This window comes from Planktothrix sp., assembly GCF_046067725.1.
GTDB lineage: Bacteria > Cyanobacteriota > Cyanobacteriia > Cyanobacteriales > Microcoleaceae > Planktothrix.
This window is the reverse complement of sequence record NZ_JBJUDF010000366.1, coordinates 1-6329: the sequence shown is the minus strand read 5'-3', so window position 1 is coordinate 6329 and position 6329 is coordinate 1. Positions and strand designations below refer to the sequence as shown.

The following is a 6329-nucleotide window of genomic DNA, read 5'->3' as shown; positions in this document are numbered from 1 at the left end:
TGTGCCATTGTGAAACGGTTGAGACACACTTTAAGGCATAAATTATTGGACTAAGAGCAGCGAAAACTCTTAAAACAGCTAGAGAATCAACAAATTCTCATGACCAGAAAACCGATTAATTGAAACGAATCGAAAAGTAGGGTAGGGCATATCCGAACTCTAGGCTAGTATCCTAGTACGCTTTTAGAGATAGACCCTCTGGGGCGACTATGAATTAGACTTTGCAATTGGCATAACTGGTGCAGTTGAGAGGTTTAAGAATTGCCGTAAGGACATGGTGCTTAAAGGTCTGTCGATGAATTAACAATCCTCGTCGCGTTCTCGCGAGGAGTGTCAAAATGTTAGTTTTGCTTCTCACGCTGTGTTCTGCATTTGGGGTGAGTGAACGACCAAAGTACCAAGCGATGACTTGGGAATAGACTGGATGATTTCCCAGGGAATTGCCCCAAAACTCCGTAGTGAGTTAGGGTCTTACACTTTCTCAATCAGCCGGAGTCTAGGTTCCGAAGACCTAATCCTGATTTCGCTACAATGTCTGTGTAGCCTGGTTTTCGCTTATGGGTGATGTGATGCAAATTTCATTTAATTGTAGCACAGCATTTGTGTTTTTGGGTTTTAGGTTTTGGGTCGCAATTGCTCCCAAGACTAAGATAGCTTCTGGTGTAGGACTTCTAGCTCCATCAAGTTAAATTCTTGAATCGACGAAAATCATGACTACGATGAATGTTAAGCGCGTTGTTGTAACAGGTTTAGGGGCAATTACTCCGTTGGGAAATACCCTAGCTAAATATTGGGAAGGCTTAATCAACGGACACAATGGCATCGGCCCGATCACCTTATTTGATGCGTCAAAACATGATTGTCGCATCGCGGGTGAAGTCAAAGGATTTGACCCTTGTGATTACATTTCGCGCAAAGAAGCAAAACGCATGGATCGCTTTGCCCAATTTGCCGTATCTGCCAGTCAACAGGCCATAGCAGATGCCAAATTTGTGATTAATGACCTCAATGCAGAACAGGTGGGCGTCATTATTGGAACAGGCATTGGCGGTCTCAAAGTGCTTGAAGATCAGCAAGAGATCTATTTGAATCGTGGCCCCGATCGCTGTAGTCCGTTTATGATCCCGATGATGATTGCCAACATGGCCGCCGGACTCACAGCAATTCATACCGGGGCTAAAGGGCCGAATTCCTGTTCTGTTACCGCTTGTGCGGCTGGTTCAAATTCCGTTGGCGATGCCTTTCGTTTAATTCAGCGTGGCTATGCTCAAGCGATGATTTGTGGGGGAACCGAAGCGGCTGTAACCCCTTTATCCGTAGCCGGTTTTGCAGCCGCACGGGCACTTTCCACCCGCAATGATGACCCCCTTCACGCTTGTCGTCCCTTTGACAAAGATCGAGATGGGTTTGTCATGGGAGAAGGCGCCGGAATTCTGCTGTTAGAAGAATTAGAGTGTGCTTTAAGTCGGGGCGCTCGCATTTATGCTGAATTGGTGGGTTATGGCATGACCTGTGATGCCTACCACATGACTTCTCCGGTTCCTGGAGGCGAAGGAGCCGCTAGAGCCATTTCCTTAGCGATGAAGGATGCTGGGTTAACTCCTGACCAAATTAGTTATATTAATGCTCACGGAACCAGTACCTCTGCAAACGATGTTACAGAAACCGCCGCGATTAAAAAGGTATTAGGTGAGCACGCTTACCAAGTGGCAATTAGTTCGACTAAATCCATGACGGGTCATCTATTAGGAGGTTCAGGAGGCATTGAAGCCGTGGCTACAGCCATGGCAATTGCTGAAGATCGCGTTCCTCCAACGATTAATTTAGACAACCCTGATCCAGATTGTGATTTGGATTATGTTCCTCACACCAGTCGCCCCCTAACGGTAAATGTCGCTTTGTCCAATTCCTTTGGATTTGGTGGACATAATGTGACCTTAGCTTTTAAAAAGTTTCAAGCTTAATCTTGCCATTCATTTTGAGATAGCCACTCCATCGAGGTGTTGATGCAGTGGCTATTGTCACAATTAAGCTCCTCACCCGCTTAGGCGGTTTTCGGTGTTTCTTGCTTCCATAACAGGGTAGGATAGAAATATAAAGAAAATTTAAGAATTGTTGTTCTTGTAGTCAACCTAGAGAGGTATCCTTGAGTCATCATCTCGACGCCATTGCTCCCCATGGTGGACATCTAATTAACCGCATTGCTACACCTGACCAACGGCAGGAATTTTTAGACAAAGCGGAACATTTACCGCGAGTTCAGTTGGATGAACGCTCGCTCTCGGATTTAGAATTAATCGCCATTGGTGGTTTTAGTCCCCTCACCGGGTTTATGGAACAGGCCGACTATAAAACCGTGGTTAACCAAATGCACCTCAGCAATGGTTTACCTTGGTCAATTCCGATTACCTTATCCGTATCTGAAGAGGTGGCGTCCAACCTCACCGAAGGTGGTTTAGTTCGTTTAGATTCCCCAACGGGTGAGTTTGTCGGTGTTTTAGAACTGACCCAAAAATATACCTACGATAAGGAAAAAGAAGCCCTCAACGTTTATCGCACCACCGAAGAAAAACACCCTGGGGTAAAAGTTGTTTATGATCAAGGGGGGGTTAATCTGGCTGGCCCAGTTTGGTTATTACAGCGTCAACCCCATCCCTACTTTCCGAAATATCAAATTGACCCCGCAGACTCACGGGCAATGTTCCGAGAAAAAGGATGGAAAACCATTGTCGGATTTCAAACTCGAAATCCCATCCATCGTGCCCATGAATATATTCAAAAATGTGCTTTAGAAACCGTTGATGGATTGTTTTTACATCCGTTAGTCGGTGCAACCAAATCCGATGATATTCCGGCTGATGTGCGGATGCGCTGCTATGAAATTTTGATTGATCATTACTATCCTAAACAACGGGTTATTTTAGCGATTAATCCGGCGGCTATGCGTTATGCCGGCCCCCGTGAAGCGATTTTCCATGCCCTTGTGCGGAAAAATTATGGTTGTACTCACTTTATTGTGGGTCGCGATCATGCCGGGGTTGGAGATTATTATGGAACCTACGATGCTCAATATATTTTCGATGAATTTGAACCCGGAGAATTAGGCATTACTCCGATGATGTTTGAACACGCTTTTTACTGCACGGTGACAGGAGGAATGGCGACGAGCAAAACCAGTCCTAGCACCCCAGAACAGCGCATTCATTTATCAGGAACGAAGGTGCGTGAATTGCTTCGTCGCGGTGAACTTCCACCCCCGGAATTTTCTCGCCCTGAAGTGGCTAATGAACTTATTAAAGCGATGAAGGTAGCCGCAGAAGTGTAATCAGTCATCAGTTATCGGTGAAAGAGTTAAGATATTACACTGATAACTGATTTCAATTCTTTTCCCTATAATTCAGTTTTGATAATGGGATTAAATCGACGGGAATTTTTGCAACAAGCTGGCTTGCTGCTGGCGATGCTGGGAATTCATGAAACAGTTTATGATCGTTCATATCAAGCCCTAGCACAGCCAACCCGACGCAAGTTAGCTTTATTGGTGGGAATTAATCAATATCCCTCTGGAAATCGCATTGAAGAACCGTTGCAAGGTTGTTTGACTGATGTGGAATTGCAACGAAATTTGTTAGTGTATAAATTTGGGTTTCATCCCAATGATATTGTTACGTTAACCAATGAAGCAGCAACTCGCAGCCAGATTGAATCTACCTTTATTTCTCATTTAGTTGATCAAGCTCAAATGGGAGATTTAGTGTTTTTTCATTTTAGCGGTTATGGAAGTTCTATTTCTCGAAAAAACCTAGATTCTAATCTCTCTCAAATTCAATATTCTTATCTTCCTATTGATGGAGAATCCTCTGAACCAGAAGTAATTAATGATCTTTTAGAGGATACTTTATGGTTATTATTGCGATCGCTATCGACCTCTGAAATTATTACGGTTTTAGACACCAGTTTTATTTATCCTGGGTATCATCAACAAGGGACGCTTAAAATTCGCACCGCTTCAAACCCAACTCATTTAAACATTAATCCCGCAGAATTAGAGTTACAAAATCAATTATTATCTCGCTTAAACCTTTCCCGTCAAGACTTAGAACAACGCAAACCCGGTCAGTTACCCGGATTAGTATTAGCAGCGTCTAAACCTGCTCAAATCGCAACAGAAGGGCGATGGGATGGCTTTAATGCGGGATTATTTACCTATACTTTAACCCAAGCTTTTTGGAATAGTCATCCCTCCCAGAATTTAACGACTCAAATTAGCAGAGTAGCCGCAGAAGTCGAACAAATTGTTGGCCCCTGTCAACAACCCCAACTCCGACGAATATTAACTCAGTCTCACCGCAAAACAGAATCTGATCTTTTCTTAGGAATCTTAGGAACCCATTCCTTTTCCATTGATGGTATTATTACGGGAGTTGAAGATAATGGAAAAACAGCAAAAATTTTATTAACAGGACTTCCTACTTTTGTCTTAGATTCTTTAAGTTTAAATACCGTATTTAAAATTATATCAGAAGTCAATGATTTAGAAAATCCCGTTTATTTACAACTGCGTTCTCGAACAGGATTAAATGCAAAAGCTCAAGTCAAAACGACTGATTTCACCTCACCCTTCGGGTTACAAGTTGGACAAAAATTACAAGAAATAGTTCGGATATTACCCCGACAAACTAATTTAAAAATAGCCTTAGATCCTAAACTGAATCGCATTGAACGAGTTGATGCAACCAGCGCATTTTCGGGTTTTTCTCGGATGACTATTGTAGCCAGTGATCAACCCGCCGATTATTTACTCAGTCGTGTGACAGATACCGCCATTGCTCAAGCTTTGGAAGCTCCTTTATCTCCTTTATTTCAAGGGCGATATGGTTTATTTTCAAAAGGTTCTGTCTTGCTTCCTAATACCGTTGGTGAAGGCGGAGAAGCGGTCAAAATAGCGGTGCACCGGTTAATTCCCCAACTGAAAAACCGTTTAGCTATTAAGTTATTTCGATTAACAGAAAATGAACGTTCTTTATCGTTAAAAGTCAGAGCAACCTTAAACTTATTAGCACCTCAGTCTCAAGTTTTAATTAAACGAGAAACTCAGGGAATGAATAATAATATTCGAGAAATTCCCGAAACAATTCAGGCAAAATCCAATATTAATTCTAATCAATCCATTGTTTCAGCTTCAGAAAATCTAGGGATTGTGACAGTTCCTTTAGGCAGCCGTTTACAATATCAACTTCAAAATAAAGGAGAATTTCCGGTTTATTTCCTCCTTTTTTATGTGAATAGTGAAGGACAAATTTATGTATTTAATTCCGGTCGTGATCCGCAGCAACAACAAATTGCACCCGGAAAATTCCTGAGTTTACCACCCGCAACGGTTTATAGTGCAAATGCTTCTACAGAAATGATGGGTGAATTCGTTAAAGAGCCAGTCGGATTAACAGAAACTCACGTAATTTTTAGTGCTAATCCTTTGACAGAAACCTTAGAGATTTTAGATAAAAATGTTAAGAAAAATGACAGTTTATTCAAGTTTAATTTGCTTTCTAATCCTTTAAATATTGCTGATGCAATTTTACAAGATTTGAATCGAGCCAGTCAACCCACCTTAGAAAAAATGGGGATGATGACTGATGATTTAGCATTAGATATTAATAGTTGGGCGACATTAAGTTTTGTTTATCGGGTTGTGGGATAAAGATATCAGATTAATAAAGCGGTAATTCTAACTGAAGGGGGCTCACTCTGTACGCGAGTACGGGCGATTAGCACAGTGGTAGCGCAATTGCTTTACGCTGAAGGGTTTACAGGATTATCGTCTAAATGGGCGATACAGGATTTGAACCTGTTAGAAGCCCTACAACCCTGATTCTATCATAAAAGTAATCTATCCAATCTAACCCTTAAAAAATGGATGGATAGAAAATGGATAGATTGGATAAGACCTCTGTAGATAGCTTTGGAACCTATGGAGATATTTTGAAGCACTGGATAGCTATCGAGCCATTGATTCCCAAGGGAGTCGCCCAGCGAGTAGAAACACGCTTAAACTTTAAGTTTATTCAACCTTGGGGAAAACGTACCACCCTGGCGTCCGGCTGTGACTGGAGCATCTCAGGTATTAATACCTTTTTAGAAAAATGTACCATTTTAAGAAAAAAGCTAGATGAGTGCAAGCGTACAGCTATCACTGCTTCAGAATGGGAACAATGGTTTAATGAGAATATTGTCAGTGGTAAGAAAACCGCAGTAGATGACCGCCTAACCTATCGACAGATATTTCAAATGATTGAAGACGAATATTACCAGGGTAAACACAAATTCAC

Annotated in this window: 3 protein-coding genes and 1 pseudogene; all 4 read left to right on the top strand. The window is 42.0% G+C overall.

All coding sequences use genetic code 11. From position 1 onward, the window contains the following. The first annotated feature begins 710 nt into the window (after nt 1-710). The gene (gene fabF, locus ACKPEB_RS22580; RefSeq protein WP_408967276.1) at nt 711-1964 is read left to right on the top strand and encodes a beta-ketoacyl-ACP synthase II; all 1254 of its coding nucleotides are present in this window, start codon (nt 711-713) and stop codon (nt 1962-1964) included. A gap of 182 nt (nt 1965-2146) precedes the next feature. Then, nucleotides 2147-3325: a sulfate adenylyltransferase gene (gene sat, locus ACKPEB_RS22575; RefSeq protein WP_408967275.1), complete on the top strand. Its 1179-nt coding sequence runs from the start codon at nt 2147-2149 to the stop codon at nt 3323-3325. An 84-nt stretch (nt 3326-3409) separates the two neighbouring features. Beyond that, nucleotides 3410-5701, top strand: a complete 2292-nt coding sequence (locus ACKPEB_RS22570) for a caspase family protein (protein WP_408967274.1) — start codon at nt 3410-3412, stop codon at nt 5699-5701. Nucleotides 5702-5928: 227 nt separating this feature from the next. Further along, nucleotides 5929-6329 (top strand): annotated as a pseudogene (locus ACKPEB_RS22565) (hypothetical protein); the annotation flags it as partial.

Coding starts and splice junctions, on each gene's coding strand:
- fabF (WP_408967276.1), top strand. CDS start 711: ATGACTACGATGAATGTTAAGCGCGTTGTTGTAACAGGTTTAGGGGCA.
- ACKPEB_RS22570 (WP_408967274.1), top strand. CDS start 3,410: ATGGGATTAAATCGACGGGAATTTTTGCAACAAGCTGGCTTGCTGCTG.